Here is a 17,971-nt window from a genome sequence, read left to right on the forward strand (position 1 = left end):
GGTGCTGATGGGTTACCTGGGGCTGTTCCTCGCGGCGTTTGGCGCCGCGACCCTGCTGCCGCTGCAATCGGAAGCGGTGCTGGTCGGCCTGCTGGTCAGCGGGCATTACAGCCTGTGGCTATTGCTGGGGGTTGCCACCCTGGGCAATGTCCTCGGCTCGGTGGTCAATTGGCTGCTTGGGCGCTGGGTGGAGCACTTCAAGCGCAAACGTTGGTTTCCGGTCAGCGACACGCAACTGGAAAAGGCGCGTCGCCATTACCAGCGCTGGGGGCACTGGACACTCCTGCTCAGTTGGCTGCCGATCATCGGCGACCCGCTGACCCTGGTGGCCGGCGTGATGCGTGAACCGTTGTGGCGCTTCCTGCTGCTGGTGATCCTGGCCAAGGGCGTGCGCTATGGCGTGCTGGCGCTGCTGGTCTCCAGCCAATGGCCTCTTTAGCAAAGCGACCGTTCATCGCCACTGTCACTTCTGACAGTTATCCGCCCTCGCCCCATAGGTGTTTGATCTTCCTGGCCCCCTACGCGCCCAGCCCGCGCGCGTCCTCTCAGCCAGGAGAATTCATCATGCCTACGCATCCACGGCACCCCACCGACGATTTGCTTCCCGCCGTCTGCCCCCCGAACACCCCAATACCCACCGCCCCGCAACGCCTTGAAGACCTGGATCACCCTTACTCGGCCTTTCCCTCGGTGCCGCTGCTGTCTACCCCCTACCCGGAAAACGGCGTCTATGGCCTGGGCATCCGTCACGTGCGCCCCTATGCCTTGTTTGTGTTTGAAAGCTGGTTTGTGCAGGTCGTCAACGATTATTTCGCCATATACCTGGGCAACCTTGTATTTCCCGCTGCCGAGGACTTGGTCACGGACCCCTCCCTGAATCGGCACGTCCTGGCGGTCCCCGAAGAGCGTATGCCTGAAGGTGAGGTGCAGACCTATGGCCGGGTGCTGCGCGCAGGCAGCGGTAACGAAAGTACTTCGCCCGTCCAAACGATTTTAATCAAGACGTCCCGGCCAGGCGGAACCGATATCGACCCCGGCAGCCCCTGGCACACAGGGCTGGTGATGAGCGTCGAAGGTTTTCCCGAAGGCTCCAGTATTGGCGCTGGCGATGTCTCTGCCGGCCTGTGGTGCCTGATTAACCGCTACGAAAATATCCGCAAGAACGATGTGATCGAGTTGTCCTGGGACGGCATTTTCGTCCTGCATACCGTGAGCCCTGACGAAGCCGCCGGGTCGGGAGCGGTACGGGTATTTGTGCCCAAGTCGGTCATCGACCAGGGCGGGCAGTTGGGCACCTTGACCCTGCGCTTTCGTGTGCGGGACGTGGTGGAGAATTTCTCCGGCGAAAAATACCAGTACTCCAAACCCTATTTTCTGGTGGCGGAATTGGACTCCGACCTGTTAGGGGCGCCGATTTTCCTGGTGGACAACGCAGAACTCGAGTCGAGGCAGATTGACTTCGACACCCAAAGTGACGCGCATTTTGATGTGCTCGCCCTCACGCCCCGAGAGTTCCCAACACCCAACCCCCGGCATCAGATCATTGTGACCTTGCTCGGCCTCCTGGCCGATGGGTCCACCCACTCCTTTGTGCTGGATCCGGTGAACGACAGTAACTTCGGTTTCACCTATGTTCCCATTGACCGCGCCATCATTGCCCAATTGGTCGGCGGTTCATTCCGGGTATCGTTCAGTTGGCAAACCGCCGACGGTGTTCCCAAGCGCCAATCCGGCAGCATTACCATCACCGTGGTCGGCACCCAGGTGCTGATGCCGGCCCCCGCTGTCAGCCCGATTGAACTGGGATTGATTCCGGCCGGTGAAAACATCACGGTCACCATCCCCCATTACGAGCCGCATAACCCGGGCTGGCTGGAAACCCTGGTGATTGAATACGCGCCGACCGGCGGTGGCGGTGCCATTATCTTCACGCAGCCACAACTGGCGGGGAGCCAGGGCGGCACCCGCACGGTCACCGCCGCCGAGCTGCACCCGTTTATTGGGCTGGGGCCGATCAAGATCTCTTACGAAACCAATGACGGTGCCGCCCATATCTTCGGGGGCAATGCCCTGGCGATTCGTAGATCGCTGATGCTCGGCGCTCAAGTCGGAGAGCGGATCGCCGACCTGCCGGCACCTCGGTTGCAAGGGGCTATCGGTAACAACGTGGACCCCGCCGATGTACCGGGCAGTGAGGTGTTGGTGACCTTTACCTACCTGGGCACCCTGGCGGGCGACAAGCTGCACTGGTCGTGCATTGGCTCTGGCTTGGGCGGCTCCGCCAGCGGCACCCTCGACATCAATGCCGCGACGGCGGGCCGGGAACTGCCGTACCCGGTGACGCGTGACATTCTGGATAAAAACAACAACGGCAGCCTGCGTATTTCCTACAGCCTGGAGCGCCCTGGCACACCGCCATTGGTGCTGCGCTCGGAGGTGCTGGAACTCACCGTCGGCAAAGGCGTGGAGTTGAACCGGCCCATCATCGAAGGCGCCTCGACCTTCCCCGATGAACTCAACCCGCTGGCCGTCCTGGCGGGTGCCAAGGTGATTGTGGGGTACCGGCCGATGTTGGCCACTGACGAGATTAACGTTGATTGGCTCAGCATCGATGGCATCGGCAGCATCACGCAGCCGGTCCAGGGCAACCCCTCGACCCATCAGGTCAGCGTGCTGATCGACTCACGCACGATCGCCAAAGGGATTCGTGAGAGCGGCAATCTGATCCATGTGCAATATCGCTTCAATCGCGGCACCTTCCCGTACGCCTCCGAAACCGTCGCCCTGCGATTGCTGCCGCTGACAGGGTTACCAACTCCCTATATCGAGGGCATCAATGGGCCAATCCTGGATCTGTCGCAACTGAGTCCGACTGCACGTACCCACATATCCGTGTGGAACTTTATCCATGCCAACCAGCGGATGTGGATGACCTACGACGGCACCTACGCCGACGACACGCCATATACCGAAAACACCTACACCGCCAACCTGGTCACCGCAGAGGGCGCGGCCAATGGGATCAGCCCACCCACTCCGGTCGATCAGCTCAAGCTGCTTAAAGATGGCTCGACGTTGACGATCCGCTTCTGGGTCAGCCTGGCCGAAAGCATCAGTAAGAGCACTGCCGTACTGTTCGGCGTACGTCAGCATGTTATCCAGGCGGTGCCGGGGATACTGCCGCATCCGTTTATCGGCGGTGCCTCAGGCACCGGGCCGAGTGTGACGGTGGCACCGTTGACGATCGAGCACAACACCACGGTGACCGTTCGCTACGACGGCATGAGCAGCAATGATCGCATTACGCTGACGTGGGTGTTCGCCGATTGCACGACACATGACGCATCTCTGGACGGTCAGGACGGTGGCACAGTGGTGTTTAACCTTACCAATGCCAAGGTGCTGCACCGCAGCGTGAACAGCACGGTGATGTTGCGTTACTCAATTGTGCGTCATGGGGGAGCGCCAATCCCGTCGGAAGTCCAGACCGTGACGGTGAGTCCGATTCCTAACGCCAATCTGCCAAGGCCACTGATTAACGGGGTGGCGGATAACGGAACGCTGGATCTCAGTACCTTTGCTGGCAATGCCTTGGCAGCGGTGGCCAAGTGGCCGTTGAGTGCAACTGGCCAACGCGTGTGGCTGACGTGCAGCAGTGCCGATGTGGCCGATTTGAAGGTGCTTGACGGCGTGGCAATTACATCGGTGGAGGCCGCGAATGGGCTGGTCAACAAAACGGTATTGCGCAACTGGTTGGGAAGCATTGCCAGCTCGCGGCATATTAACGTCGCTTTTCATGTCGCATTTGACGGCACTTACGAACGTATTTCGACGTTTCCACAGACAAACTACGTACTTCGTAGCCTGCCTGACATAACCAATTTCGAAGATGGAAAGTTAAACAATTGGACAGTTGAGCCCGCTGGCGCAGGGGGGTATATAAGAGGAGCCGTCGGAAGCAAAGTCTGGTTTAACAACACCAACTCCGCCTCAGGAAATATATTCAATGGCTATGTCCTTCAGAAGCGGCTAACAACCGTCCCAGGGAAAAAATATAGAATCAGTATTACTGCAAGACAGGTCAATGTCGGCACAGTCACACCTAAGTTGCGAGTCACCGTCCGATACAGTTCGTCGGCCACCGTGACGCTATCGTCCCCCGATTGGGTGACTATCTCTCATACAGCCACCGCCGAGGCAGTGCCTAACAATAGGACGTTTTTCTCTGTCTTTAGCGAGGAAGCCGCTTGGAACGGGAATGACTATGAAATTGGCTCGTTAACGATCGAAGAGGTATAAATAACGCACGGCAGTCGGGCATATCTATTTAGAAATAAATATGCCCTTTTTAAAAACCTCATCTACACTTCGTTAACCCACGCTTAATCCCCAAGCCATACTCTCCGGGCACCGTGTCCAGAGCCTTACTCATGCCATCAATACGCACACTTTGTCTCGCCAGCCTATTCACAACCATCGCCCTGCCGACCTTCGCAGCAACGGACGGCCCCACCTACGGCCCCGAACTGCAAGGCTTCCAATACCCCTACCCACTTAAGCACTTCACCTTCCAGTCCCAAGGCAACGCCCTGCAAATGGGTTACATGGACGTGCCGGCCAACGGCAAACCCAACGGTCGCACCGTGGTGCTGATGCACGGCAAGAACTTCTGCGGCGCCACCTGGGAAGGTTCGATCAAGGTGCTGAGCGACGCCGGTTACCGGATCGTCGTCCCCGACCAGATCGGTTTCTGCACCTCCAGCAAGCCCGAGCATTACCAGTACAGCTTCCAGCAATTGGCGGCCAATACCCACCAATTGCTGGAAAAACTCGGCATTCACAAGGCCACGCTCCTCGGCCATTCCACCGGCGGCATGCTGGCCACCCGTTATGCCCTCCTGTATCCCGAACAGACCGAGCAACTGGCTCTGGTCAACCCCATTGGCCTGGAAGACTGGAAAGCCCTGGGTGTGCCTTACCTGACGGTTGACCAATGGTATCAACGAGAACTGAACGTCAACGCCGACGGTATCCGCCAGTACCAACTCGACACCTATTATGTCGGGCGCTGGAAACCCGAGTACCAGCGCTGGGTGGACATGTACGCCGGCCTGAGCAACGGCCCCGGGCATAAGCGGGTCGCCTGGAACTCGGCGTTGATTTACGACATGATCTTCACCCAGCCGGTGTACTACGAGTTCAAGGACCTGCAGATGCCCACCCTGCTGCTGATCGGCACCGCCGACACCACCGCGATCAACAAAGCGATCGCCCCGCCGGCGGTCAAGGCCAAGCTCGGCAACTACGCGGTATTGGGCAAGCACGTGGCTGGGTTGATTCCCCACGCCACCTTGGTGGAGTTCCCTGGCCTGGGCCATGCGCCGCAGATGGAAGAGCCGGAGCGGTTTCACCAGGCGCTGTTGCAGGGTTTGAACGCCCTTTAATCCCCTTTTTCGAGGCACCCGTGAATGTCGGTACAGATCGCAGTCATTGATGATTGGCAGAATGTCGCCAGTGGTGTGGTGGATTGGTCAGTGCTCAAGCCCCTGGGTACGGTCCATTTCCTGCACGATTACCCGACAGATACCGCGACGCTGATCCAGCGCTTGCAAGGCTTCGAGGTGATTTGCGTCATGCGCGAACGCACCACCTTCGACAAGGCGCTGTTGCAGGGGCTGCCTGACCTCAAGCTGCTGGTGACCGGCGGCATGCGCAATGCCGCCATCGACATCGTCGCCGCCAAGGCCCTGGGCATTCAGGTCTGTGGCACCGACAGCTATAAACACGCGGCACCGGAACTGACCTGGGCATTGATCATGGCCAGCACCCGCAACCTGCTGGCCGAAGCCAACGCCCTGCGCGCCGGCCACTGGCAGGTGGGCTTGGGCGGCGACCTGTATGGCAAGACCCTGGGCATCCTCGGCCTGGGCAGCATTGGCCAGAAAGTGGCGAAATTTGCCCAGGTGTTCGGCATGCGCATCATTGCCTGGAGCGAAAACCTCACGCCCGAGCGCGCGGCGGCGGCGGGCGTGACCTGGGTCAGCAAGCAGGCGCTGTTCGAACAGGCCGACATTCTCACCGTCCACCTGGTGCTCAGCGAGCGTAGTCGTGGCGTAGTGGACGCCGAGGCACTGGGCTGGATGAAGCCCACGGCCCGCCTGGTCAATACCGCGCGCGGGCCGATCGTGGATGAACAGGCATTGGTCGAGGCACTGGAGAGCGGCCGTCTGGCCGGGGCAGCCCTGGACGTATATGGCGAGGAGCCATTACCACTGGATCACCCCTTCCGCCGCTTGCCGAATGTCCTGGCCACGCCCCATATCGGCTATGTAAGCGAGCAGAACTACCGACAGTTCTACCAACAGATGATCGAGAATATCCAGGCCTGGGCGAATGAGGCGCCAATCCGCACCCTGGGCTGACGCACCAACTCGGGGCAGCCTGCACCGATGGGGTGAAAGCCTCTGCTGATTGAGCCGCCCTGTGGTGCTGAGCAAGGTTGCGGGAGTGAGCAGACTGCCCTGCACTGGCGTGCGAAGCGCTCCCAAATGGGCCACCGCGGCGCACCACGCAGGCGGACAGTGCACCCAATGGAGCTGCCTCGCAGCTCGACGGCGGGGCAAGCCTTAATGCCAGTCAGTTAAGGAGAAACACTAACTGTGGCAAGCGGGCTTATGTGGCGAGCGGGCTTGCCCCGCGTTGGGCTGCGAAGCAGCCCCCAATAAGAACGCTGCAGTGTGCCAGGCAGCTCCGGGGCTGTATTTTGGGGCTGCTGCGCAGCCCAACGCGGGGCAAGCCCGCTCGCCACAGGTTACTTTTCGCCCGCTCTATCTCTTAACTGACCGGCATCAGGGCAAGCCAGCTGGCCTCAAAGGCCTCCGTTCATCGGATAAGCGCCGCTCAGTTTCTGCTTACACGTTTTTTGTCCTACAAAATTCCCACATAAACCTTACAGGCTCTACGATCTGTCCTAGACTCATGACCGATGGGTCCGTTCCAAAACAAAAACCCCGCAAAAAATCGAAACTTTACGCCTCTGCCATTGGTCCAGTTTTTAAGGGACGGCGAGCACGCGCGAATTAAGCAAATGCCCGTCCATCCAATCTTTTTCAGCTAGCCGTGCAACTGGCATACGCCTTGCCAGTTTGTACAGTGCTTGTGCGCCTGGCCGCAGGATGCGGTCAATCGGAGCTAATGGCAGCGGGCCATTAGCCGATCAACAAAATGGGAGTTCATTATGATCAGTGCCGCTGTAGATACTCAGGGAGAGCGTTTTAGTCAGCCGGTAGGGGGACCGACTTCATTGGCCGACCTGCCCAACACTGTGCGGCCGATCGTGAGTCAGAACCCGAACCGAAAGAAAGTGCTGTTTGTCACCTCAGAATTCGCCGATCTGGTGAAAACCGGCGGCCTGGGCGACGTGTCCGCCGCCCTGCCCCGTGCCATGGCCCATTTGCATGATGTGCGCGTACTCATCCCCGGCTACCCGCAGGTGATGGAAAGCGACAACCCGATCCATATCATCGGTGAGCTGGGCGGCCACGCCGCGCTGCCGCCGTGCAAGATCGGGCGCATGGACCTCAAGGATGGCCTGGTCATCTATGTGTTGATCTGCCCCGAGCTCTACGAGCGTGAAGGCACACCCTACGGCGCCAACAACGGCCGCGACTGGCCCGACAATCATATTCGCTTCGCCCGCCTGGGCCTGGCCGCCGCCGACATGGCCGCCAACCTCGCGCAGATCCACTGGTGCCCGGACCTGGTGCACGCTCATGACTGGCCCGCTGGCCTGGCCCCGGCGTATATGCACTGGCGTGGGTCACGCACGCCGACCCTGTTCACCATTCATAACCTGGCCTATCAAGGCGTGGTCAGCCTGGCCTCCACGCCGGAGCTGGGCATTCCACCCCACGCCCTGCAGCAGGAAGGCATGGAGTTCTACGGCAAGATGTCATTCCTCAAGGCCGGCATGGCGTACTCCAGCCATATCACCACGGTCAGTGCCACGTATGCCCAGGAAATCACCACCCCGGAATTCGGCTGCGGCCTCGACGGCTTCCTCGCCGCCAAGACCCAGCAAGGGCTGCTCAGTGGTATCCCCAACGGTATCGACGAAAGCTGGGAAACCTCTACCGACGAGCACCTGATCCACAACTTCAATATCGGCGACTGGGAAGGCAAGGCGATCAATGCCGCCCATGTGCGTGAGTTATTTGGCCTGCACCACTCCACCGGCCCGCTGTTTGCCGTGGTCTCGCGCCTGGTTTATCAAAAAGGCCTGGACCTGACCGAAGCGGTCGCCAGTTTTATTGTCGAAAACGGCGGCCAGATCGCGATCATCGGGCGCGGCGAACCGGAAGAAGAGCAGGCCATGCGTGAACTGGCCCTGCGCTTTCCCGGCCAGGTCGGCGTGCGCATCGGCTTCAACGAAACGGATGCGCGCCGCATGTTTGCCGGTAGCGACTTCCTGCTGATGCCATCGCGTTACGAACCCTGCGGCTTGAGCCAGATGTACGCCCAGCGCTTCGGTTCACTGCCGGTGGCGCGCAATACCGGCGGGCTGGCGGACACCATCGAGGATGGAGTGACCGGGTTCCTGTTCAATGAATCCACCGTAGAGAGTTATGAACAAGCCCTGAGCCGTGCCTTCAAGGTGTTCGCCTTCCCCGGCCTGCTCAACGCCATGCGCTGCCGCGCCATGACTCAACCCTTCAACTGGTGCCAGGCAGTAGAACCCTACGCCGAACTGTACGAACAACTGGTGGCCAAAGCACTGGGGAAACAAACCAAGTAATCAAGGGAGGTCTCTATAGATGCCGTTACGGACTCTGGAAACCTGGCCCCACGGCGCAATCATGCTGGACGCGCAATACACGCGTTTTGCCTTGTGGGCGCCAGACGCGTTTTATGTCAGCGTTGAATTGGAAAACGGTAAATCCATCGCCATGCTGCCGCAGGCAACTGGCTGGTTCGAGGTCGAGATAAAGTGCCCGGCGGGCACGCGCTACCGCTACAACATCGACGGCGAAAGGGATGTGCCTGACCCGGCCTCCCGGGCCCAGGCTGCGGATGTCCACGGTTGGAGCGTGGTCGTCGACCCCCTCGCCTACGAATGGCGCCACAACCAGTGGCAAGGCCGCCCCTGGCACGAGGCGGTGATCTACGAATTGCACGTCGGCGCACTGGGCGGTTATGCCGGCGTCGAGCAGCACCTGCCACGCCTGGCCGAGCTGGGCGTCACGGCCATTGAATTGATGCCGCTGGCGCAGTTTCCCGGCGAACGCAACTGGGGCTACGACGGCGTATTGCCCTACGCCCCCCAGGCCTCCTACGGCACGCCCGAGCAGCTCAAACACCTGATCGACAGTGCCCACGAACATGGCCTGGCGGTGATCCTCGATGTGGTCTACAACCACTTCGGCCCCGACGGCAATTACCTGGGCCAATACGCCCAAGGTTTCTTTCGCGAAGACGTGCAAACACCCTGGGGCGCCGGCATCGATTTCGACCGTCGCGAAGTCCGCGATTTTTTCCTCGACAATGCGCTGATGTGGTTACTCGAATACCGCTTCGACGGGTTGCGCCTGGACGCCGTACACGCCATCGACAACCCCGGCTTCCTGCAAGAGCTGGCACAGCGGGTTCGCCAGCAGGTCGATAGCGGTCGCCACGTATGGCTGGTGCTGGAAAACGAATTCAATCAGGCCAGCCTGCTCCATCATGACTTCGATGCGCAATGGAACGACGACGGCCATAACGCCCTGCACGTGTTGCTCACCGGGGAAACCGACGCCTATTACAGCGACTTTGCCGAAGACACCACCGCCAAGCTCGCGCGCTGCCTGAGCGAAGGCTTTATCTACCAAGGCCACACCACCCGCCATGGCCATGCCCGTGGCGAGCCCAGCGGGCACCTGCCACCCAGCGCCTTTGTATTGTTTCTGCAAAACCACGACCAGATCGGCAACCGCGCCCTGGGCGAGCGTCTGCACCGGCTCTGCCCGCCCCAGGCGCTCGAGGCCGCGACCACGTTGCTGCTGATGTCGCCGATGATCCCGCTGATGTTCATGGGCGATGAAGTCAACGCCGATCAACCGTTCCTGTTCTTCACCGACCATCACGGTGAGTTGGCCGAAGCGGTGCGTGAAGGACGGCGCAATGAGTTTGCCGACTTCGCCGCATTCCACGACCCCGAGCGACGCGCGCGCATCCCCGACCCCAACGCGCTGCAGACCTTCCAGCAATCGTCCCCGGTGTTCGTCGACAACGCACACACGCAGCTTTACCGCCACCTGCTGAACCTGCGCCACCACCACATCGTGCCGCATCTGCCCGGCAGCGTGGCGTTGGGCGCACAGGTGCTGGCAGACCGTGCGTTGACCGCCCGCTGGCGCCTGGGCAACGGCGCCGTGCTGCAAATCGACCTGAACCTGAGTGCCACGGCGTTGGATCACACCGCGCCGCAGCCCGTTATTTTTGCAACGCCTGCCGACCAGGGCGCGCAACTGCCGCCATACAGCGCACGCGTTAGCCTATCCCCTGCTGGAGAACACCCTTGAGCGAAGCGAACCTGGAAACTCTCGCCAGCCGAGCGGGCCTGGCCGTCGATTGGATCGACGCCAACGGCCGCCCGCAACGTGTCACACCCGGCGCCCTGCGCGCCGTCCTCAAAGGCCTGGGGCATCCGGCCGACAGCGATGCCGAGATAAACGCCAGCCTGCTTGAACTGGAGCGGGTGCAACAAGACAAGCACCTGCCGCCCTTGCTGACCGTCGACAGCGGCCACGGCCTCGACCTCGCGCGCTACTTCGAAGCCGACACGCCGTGCCGGATCAACCTGGAAGACGGCCAGACCCTGGAGCTGCGCCTCGATGGCGACGCAGTACTGCCTGGGGTGGTCGCCCTCGGCTACCACCAGGTGCATATCGCCGACCAGACCTTCACCCTCGCCGTCGCCCCCACCCACTGCTACAGCGTGGCCGAAGCGGTCGACAGCCGCCCCGCGCGTGCCTGGGGCCTGAGCGCCCAACTCTATGCCCTGCGGCGTCTGGGCGATGGCGGTTTCGGCGACACCCTGGCCCTGGAACACCTGGCGCGTTCGGCCGCCGAACGCGGTGCCGATGCCCTGGCGATCAGCCCGATGCACGCGATGTTCAGCGCCGACACCGGGCGCTACAGCCCGTATTCGCCGTCGAGCCGGTTGTTCCTCAACAGCCTGTATGCCTCGCCCGGCTGCATCCTCGGCGAACGTGAAGTGCGCAACGCCATCGAGGCCATCGGCCTGGAAGAAGAGCTGCACACCCTCGAACAGCACACGCTGGTCGACTGGCCCGCCGCCGCCAAGGCCAAGCAACGCCTGTTACGCGCGCTGTATGAAGACTTCCGCCACGGCCACCACCCGCAACATGCCGACTTCCAAAGTTTCCGCCAGGCCGGCGGTGAAGCCCTGGAAAACCATTGCCGTTTCGAAGCCGTGCAAGCCGCTCGCGCCGCCGCTGGCGAAGACCTCGACTGGCGCCACTGGCCGCAGGCATGGCGCAGCCCACAGAGCCCGGCGCTGCTGCGGTTTGCCGAAGAAAACCGTGACGAAATCGGTTACTTCGCCTTTACCCAATGGCTGATCGCCCGCTGCCTGGAGCGCGCGCAACAAGCCGCCAAAGGCAGCGGCATGGGCGTGGGTCTGATCGCTGACCTCGCGGTGGGCGCCGACGGCGGTGGCAGCCAGGCCTGGAGCCGCCAGGATGAATTGCTGGCCAACCTCACCGTGGGCGCGCCACCGGACATTCTCAACCGCGCCGGTCAAGGCTGGGGCATCTCTGCGTTCTCGCCCGAAGGGCTCAAGCGCCACGGTTTTCGCGCCTTTATCGAAATGCTGCGGGCCAACTTTGCGCATGCCGGCGGTTTGCGCATTGACCATGTGATGGGCCTGCAACGCCTGTGGGTGATCCCCATGGACGCCTCGCCCCGGGAAGGCGCCTACCTGTATTACCCGGTGGACGATCTGCTGCGCCTGCTCGCTCTCGAATCCCATCGCCACCAGGCCATCGTGCTCGGTGAAGACCTGGGCACAGTGCCCGACGGCCTGCGCGACAAGCTCATCGGCCGTTCGATACTGGGCATGCGCGTGCTGCTCTTCGAGCAGGGCCACGACGGCCAGTTCACGCCGATCCTCGATTGGCCGGACAACGCCCTGGCCACCACCAGCACCCACGATTTGCCGACCCTCAATGGCTGGTGGCACAGCCGCGATATCGACTGGAACGTCCAGCTCGACCTGATCGATGCGCCGACCACGGAGCAATGGAGCGAACACCGCCTGCGCGAGCGCCAGGCCCTGCGCCAGGCATTGAGCCAGGACCCGCAGAACTTCGTCGATGAGGTTCGCAACGAAACCGACCATATGATCGACGCCAGCGTGCGTTACCTCGGCCATACCCGCGCGCCCTTGGTGCTGCTGCCCCTGGAAGATGCGCTGGGTGTGGAGGAGCAAGCCAATCTGCCTGGCACCACCGACACCCACCCCAATTGGCGCCGCCGCCTGCCGGGCGAGGCCGCCAGCCTGCTCGACAATGCCGGCGCCGCGCGCCGCCTCGAACTGCTGGCGGTTGCGCGTAACCAAGCCTATGAGCGTGACCGATGAGAGCTTTGCCCCTGCGCGCGACCCAGCGTCTGCAATTCCATAAAGGCTTTACCCTCGACGATGCGGTGCCCTTGGTGCCGTACTTCGCCCAACTGGGCATCAGTCACCTGTATGCCTCGCCCCTGCTCAGCGCGCGCGCCGGTTCCATGCACGGTTACGATGTGGTCGACCCCACCACCGTCAACCCCGAGCTGGGCGGTGAAGCGGCGTTGCGACGTTTGATCGCCGCGCTGCGCGAACACGACATGGGGCTGATCCTCGACATCGTGTCCAACCATATGGCCGTGGGCGGTGCCGACAACCCCTGGTGGCTGGACCTGCTGGAATGGGGGCGCCTGAGCCCGTACAGCGAGTTCTTCGATATTCAGTGGCACTCGCCCGACCCGCTGCTCAAGGGCCAGTTGCTGATGCCGTTTCTCGGCAGCGACTACGGCGAAGCCCTGCAGACCGGCACCCTGACCCTGCGCTTTGACCAGGCCCACGGGGCGTTTTATGTGGAGCACTACGAACACCGTTTCCCGATCTGCCCACGCGACTACGCCTTGATCCTCGGCAGCGATGAGCCACTCAAACCCCTGGCCGACCGTTTCAGCGCCCTCGCCTATCAGGACGACGCCTACAGCGAGGCGGCCTGGCTCAAGCAGGCGCTGGCCGAGCGGGCGACCGATGTGCTGCGCGCCATCGAGCAGCGCCTGGCCAAGTTCGACGGGCGCACCGCCGCAGGCTTCACGCGCCTGCATCAGTTGCTCGAACAACAGAGTTACCGCCTGGCCAGCTGGCGCACGGCGGCGGACGATATCAACTGGCGGCGCTTCTTCGACGTCAATGAGCTGGGCGGCCTGCGCGTCGAACGTACGGCGGTGTTCGAAGCCACCCACGGCAAGATCTTCGAACTGATCAGCGAAGGTCTGGTGGATGGGCTGCGCATCGACCATATCGACGGGCTCGCCGACCCGCGCGGTTACTGCCGCAAGCTGCGCCGCCGCGTCGATTCGCTGTCACCCGGGCGGCACCTGCCGATCTTTGTCGAGAAGATCCTCGGCGAAGGCGAAACCCTGCGCGAAGACTGGCAGGTGGACGGCACTACCGGCTATGAATTCATGAACCAGCTGTCGTTGCTGCAACACCACCCGGACGGGTTTGCACCGCTGGCCGAGTTGTGGACACGCGAAAGCGAACGGCCCTCGGCGTTTATCGAAGAAGCCCGCCTGGCGCGCCAGCAAATCCTCAATGGCTCCCTCGGCGGCGATTTTGAAAGTGTCGCCCAGGCATTGCTTCAGGTCGCCCGCGACGATGTGATGACCCGCGACCTGACCTTGGGCGCGATTCGCCGCGCCTTGCAGGAACTGATCGTGCACTTCCCGGTGTACCGCACCTACATCAGTGCGCGCGGTCGCAGCGCCGCCGACGACAGGATATTCCAACAGGCCATGGACGGTGCGCGCAGCACCTTGAGCGAGGGCGACTGGCCGGTGCTCGAGCACCTGGAAAAATGGCTTGGCGGCCAGCCCTGGCGCAATCGCCCGCTGGGCCGCGAGCGCAAGATGCTCAAGCATGCCTGCGTGCGCTTCCAGCAACTGACCTCGCCGGCCGCCGCCAAGGCCGTGGAAGACACCGCGTTCTATCGCTCGGCGGTGCTGTTGTCGCGTAACGATGTGGGCTTCAGTACCGAGCAGTTCAGCGCGCCGCTGGCCGATTTCCACCAGGTCAACGCACAACGCTTGCACGCCTTCCCGGACAACCTGCTGGCCACCGCCACCCATGACCACAAACGCGGCGAAGACACCCGCGCGCGCCTGGCGGTGCTCAGCGAATGCGCGCCCTGGTACGTGGAACAGGTGGAGCATTGGCGCAGGCTTGCGGCGCCATTGCGTGAAGACCACACCACGCCGTCGGCGGGTGACGAGTTGATTCTCTACCAGGTGCTGTTGGGCAGTTGGCCGCTGGACCTCACCGATAAACTTGACGACTACCAGCAACGCCTGTGGCAATGGCAACAAAAGGCCCTGCGCGAAGCCAAATTGCACAGCAGCTGGAGCGCGCCCAATGAGGCGTATGAACAGGGCGTCGAGACCTTCCTGGCGCGCCTGCTGCTCAGTGACGAAGGCCAGCCGTTGCGCACCGCGATCGGCGCTGCCGCCCAGGCGATTGCGCCGGCCGGTGCCCTCAATGGCCTGGCGCAATCCTTGCTACGCATCACTGTGCCGGGGGTGCCGGACCTGTACCAGGGCACGGAGTTCTGGGACTTCAGCCTGGTGGACCCGGACAACCGTCGCCCGGTGGATTTCAACGCACGGCAACAAGCGCTCAATACCCCACCGGACATCGGTGAGCTGTTGTTCAACTGGCGTGATGGGCGTATCAAACAGGCGTTGATTGCCCAGGTGCTGGCCTTGCGCAAGGCCCATCCAGATCTGTTCCGCAACGGGACGTATACGCCGCTGGAAGTGATCGGCCAACACGCTGATCGGGTGGTCGCGTTCTGCCGTGAACACCAGGGCAAACGCCTGTTGGTGGTGGTGCCACGCTGGCCCCATCTATTGCTTGAAAACGGTGTGCATCCCCAGATCAACGCGCGGGTTTGGGGCGATACCCGGGTGAAATTACCGTTTACCGCACCAACTCAAAACTGGAAGGGACTTTTTCATGCAGGCGCAGTCACACCAGACAAGGAGCTGTTGATCAGCACTGCCCTGGGGGATTTCCCGGTCAATGTCTTTATCAATCCTGATGATCAAGAAAGCTGAAAATTTTCTGTGAGGAGCATTGTGATGAGTACTGAAGACAAACGCATACGCGAACTGGCGCATCAGATCTGGGAGTCTGAGGGCAAGCCTCATGGGGAGGACGCACGCCACTGGGAGATGGCGCGCAAACTGGCCGAAGCCGAAGCGCTGACGCCAAGCAAACCCAAGCCGGCCGCCAAACCGAAAACCGCGCCCAAGCCGGCCGCATCCAAGGCCAAGCCGGCCGCCGCGAGCAAACCGGCCCCGCCGCCGGCAAAAAAACCGGCGGCGCCGAAAAAGCCAAAACCCTGAACGTCGTGACGTCCTGAACCTCCTCCCGGCGCAGCCGGCAGGAGGTGACCTTACTTTTCATACTTATCCGCTGACCCCTCGTCGGCCCGGCTGCGTTCGGCCCGAAAGAAGACCCTTGCAGGAGCAATTTTCAATGAGCAAACCCCATAAGACCCCATCGACGCCAGGCAATGAGCCGTCGCGGATTCGTGAAGGTTTGCCCTTCCCTCTCGGCGCCACCTGGGATGGCCTGGGCGTCAACTTTGCACTGTTCTCGGCCAACGCCACCAAGGTCGAACTGTGCTTGTTCGACGACACCGGCGAAGTGGAACTGGAGCGTATCGAGCTGCCGGAATACACCGACGAGATCTTCCACGGCTACCTGCCCGACGCCCACCCCGGGCTGATCTACGGCTACCGTGTGTACGGTGCGTATGACCCGGCCAACGGGCATCGTTTCAACCACAACAAACTGCTGATCGACCCCTATGCCAAGCAACTGGTCGGCGAGCTCAAATGGTCCGAAGCACTGTTCGGCTACACCATCGGCCACCCGGACGACGACCTCAGCTTCGACGAGCGCGACAGCGCGCCCTTCGTGCCCAAGTGCAAAGTCATCGACCCGGCGCATACCTGGGGCAACGACCAGCCGGTACGCGTGCCGTGGGACCGGACGATCATTTATGAAACCCACCTGCGTGGCATCAGCATGCGTCACCCTGCGGTCGGCGAATCGGTACGCGGTACCTGCGCCGGGCTGATGGAAGACGAAGTACTCAAACACATTCGCCAGTTGGGCATCTCTTCGGTCGAACTGTTGCCGGTGCACGCCTTTGTCAACGACCAGCACTTGCTGGAAAAAGGCATGACCAACTATTGGGGCTACAACAGCATCGCATTCTTCGCCCCCGACCCACGTTACCTGGCCAGCGGCAAGATCGCCGAGTTCAAGGAAATGGTCGCGCACCTGCACGAGCAGAAACTCGAAGTGATCCTCGATGTGGTCTACAACCACACCGCCGAAGGCAACGAGCGCGGCCCGACCCTGTCGATGCGCGGCATCGACAACGCCTCGTACTACCGGCTGATGCCCGACGACAAGCGCTTCTACATCAACGATTCCGGCACCGGCAACACCCTGGACCTCAGCCACCCGTGCGTGCTGCAGATGGTCACCGACTCCCTGCGCTACTGGGCCACCGAGATGCATGTCGACGGCTTCCGCTTCGACCTGGCGACCATCCTCGGGCGCTACCGCGACGGCTTCGACGAACGCCACAGCTTCCTCGTCGCCTGCCGCCAGGACCCGGTGCTGCGCCAGCTGAAAATGATCGCCGAGCCTTGGGACTGCGGGCCCGGCGGCTACCAGGTGGGCAACTTCCCGCCAGGCTGGGTGGAATGGAACGACCGTTTCCGCGACACCGTGCGCGCCTTCTGGAAAGGCGACGACGGCCAACTGGCGGACTTCGCCGGGCGCATGACCGCCTCGGGCGAGATGTTCAACCACCGGGGTCGCCGGCCATACAGCTCGGTGAACTTCATCACCGCCCACGACGGTTTCACCCTGCATGACCTGGTGTCATACAACGACAAGCACAACGAAGACAACGACGAAAACAACCAGGACGGCAGCAACAACAATCTGTCCTGGAACCACGGCGTCGAAGGCCCCACCGACGACCCGGAGATCAACGCACTGCGCCTGCGCCAGATGCGCAATTTCTTCGCCACCCTGCTGCTGGCCCAGGGCACGCCGATGATCGTCGCCGGTGACGAGTTCGCGCGCACCCAGCACGGCAACAACAATGCCTATTGCCAGGACAGCGAGATCGGCTGGGTCAACTGGGATCTGGACGATGACGGCAGGGCGTTGCTCAAGTTCGTGAAGCGCTTGATCAAGCTGCGCCTGGCGTACCCGATCCTGCGTCGCGGGCGCTTCCTGGTGGGCGACTACAACGAAGCCATCGGTGTGAAGGACGTGACCTGGCTGGCGCCGGATGGCAATGAAATGACCACCGAACAGTGGGAAGACAGCCATGGCCGCTGCCTGGGCATGCTGATGGATGGGCGAGCCCAGGAAACCGGGATTCGTCGCGCCGGCGCGGATGCCACCCTGTTGCTGGTGGTGAACGCACACCATGACATGGTCAATTTCCGCCTGCCGCCGGTGCCACAGGGTGAATTCTGGACCTGCATGCTCGACACCAACGACCCGGCGGTACGTGGCCAGGAGCGCTTTGATTTCGAGCACGAGTACGCCGTGACCGGCCGTTCGCTGTTGCTGTTTGAACTGCAGCGCGACGACGAGGTGTGA

The 17,971-nt window shown here is 61.9% G+C and carries 10 protein-coding genes; all 10 read left to right on the plus strand.

Going from position 1 to position 17,971, the window contains the following annotated elements; translation table 11 throughout:
* Window position 1 precedes the first annotated feature (1 nt).
* Window positions 2–439: a YqaA family protein gene (locus AB4O05_RS19410; protein ID WP_460135908.1), complete on the plus strand. Its 438-nt coding sequence runs from the start codon at window positions 2–4 to the stop codon at window positions 437–439.
* Window positions 440–564: 125 nt separating this feature from the next.
* A complete protein-coding gene (locus AB4O05_RS19415; RefSeq protein ID WP_460135907.1) occupies window positions 565–4,299 on the plus strand; it encodes a carbohydrate binding domain-containing protein in 3,735 nt (1,244 codons plus the stop codon).
* A gap of 131 nt (window positions 4,300–4,430) precedes the next feature.
* A complete protein-coding gene (locus AB4O05_RS19420) occupies window positions 4,431–5,444 on the plus strand; it encodes an alpha/beta fold hydrolase (protein WP_460135906.1) in 1,014 nt (337 codons plus the stop codon).
* Between the two features lie 24 nt (window positions 5,445–5,468).
* The gene (locus AB4O05_RS19425; RefSeq protein ID WP_460135905.1) at window positions 5,469–6,422 is read left to right on the plus strand and encodes a D-2-hydroxyacid dehydrogenase family protein; all 954 of its coding nucleotides are present in this window, start codon (window positions 5,469–5,471) and stop codon (window positions 6,420–6,422) included.
* 815 nt (window positions 6,423–7,237) lie between these two features.
* On the plus strand, window positions 7,238–8,794 hold the full coding sequence (glgA, locus tag AB4O05_RS19430) for a glycogen synthase GlgA (protein WP_460135904.1): 1,557 nt from the start codon (window positions 7,238–7,240) through the stop codon (window positions 8,792–8,794).
* A gap of 19 nt (window positions 8,795–8,813) precedes the next feature.
* Window positions 8,814–10,559 (plus strand): malto-oligosyltrehalose trehalohydrolase, encoded by a 1,746-nt coding sequence (gene treZ, locus AB4O05_RS19435; RefSeq protein ID WP_460135903.1) that lies wholly within the window; start codon window positions 8,814–8,816, stop codon window positions 10,557–10,559.
* Window positions 10,556–12,640 carry a 4-alpha-glucanotransferase gene (gene malQ / locus AB4O05_RS19440; RefSeq protein ID WP_460135902.1) on the plus strand — a complete coding sequence of 695 codons (2,085 nt, stop codon included), beginning with the start codon at window positions 10,556–10,558 and terminating at the stop codon, window positions 12,638–12,640. Before treZ ends, malQ begins: the two co-directional genes overlap by 4 nt.
* A complete protein-coding gene (locus AB4O05_RS19445) occupies window positions 12,637–15,387 on the plus strand; it encodes a malto-oligosyltrehalose synthase (protein WP_460135901.1) in 2,751 nt (916 codons plus the stop codon). Before malQ ends, AB4O05_RS19445 begins: the two co-directional genes overlap by 4 nt.
* Before the next feature lie 24 nt (window positions 15,388–15,411).
* Window positions 15,412–15,678, plus strand: a complete 267-nt coding sequence (locus tag AB4O05_RS19450) for a DUF2934 domain-containing protein (RefSeq protein ID WP_460135900.1) — start codon at window positions 15,412–15,414, stop codon at window positions 15,676–15,678.
* 133 nt (window positions 15,679–15,811) lie between these two features.
* On the plus strand, window positions 15,812–17,971 hold the full coding sequence (glgX, locus tag AB4O05_RS19455; protein WP_460135899.1) for a glycogen debranching protein GlgX: 2,160 nt from the start codon (window positions 15,812–15,814) through the stop codon (window positions 17,969–17,971).

The sequence above is a fragment of the Pseudomonas sp. S1_G07 genome (assembly GCF_054668565.1).